We start from the raw sequence: 688 nt of genomic DNA on the forward strand, positions 1-688 counted from the left end.
ATAACAGTCTTTAATGAGCTTGGTAAACAATTCTCTTATACATACAAAGAACTTCAAGATGCAGTTGCTGCCCTCGCCTCCACATTCAAAGACAATGGCATACAGAAAGGTGATCGCATTGCTGCGATTACAACCAATAGTGAGCACGCAATTATTGGGATGCTAGCATGTGCCTCTCTAGGCGCAGTTTGGTCATCCTGCTCGCCTGATTTCGGTGAAAGCGGAATACTAGACCGCTTTAGTCAGATTGAACCCAAACTGTTGATTACATGCACTGGGTATATATATGCTGGAAAAGTACTTTCTCTTGCCGACAAGATTAGTTCTGTCGTTGACAGCCTACCCTCACTTCAAGCAGTCATTAGTTTTAACCCTATTGATCGCGACACATCCCATATCCTGACACTCAATACTGCTAAGCACTTAGATTGGATTAATGCGATTAAGAGTAACGACAAGATCAAACTTCATTTTGAAGAAGTCGATTTTAACGACCCGCTTTATATCCTTTATTCATCAGGCACAACTGGAAAGCCTAAATGCATTGTTCATGGAGTGGGCGGAACCTTACTTCAACACATCAAGGAGCTGTCCTTACACAGTGACGTTGTTGAAGGGACAAAACTATTTTATTTCACTACCTGCGGCTGGATGATGTGGAATTGGTATATCAGCGGTTTGGCCCTAG

1 protein-coding gene is annotated in these 688 nt (G+C 42.6%); it reads left to right on the top strand.

Annotation, left to right across the window (positions count from 1 at the left end):
- Positions 1 to 688, top strand: a 688-nt coding sequence (locus tag A3739_RS07795; protein WP_197472171.1) for an AMP-binding protein, incomplete at both ends; no start/stop codon positions are given.

The organism is Oleiphilus sp. HI0067, assembly GCF_001635735.1.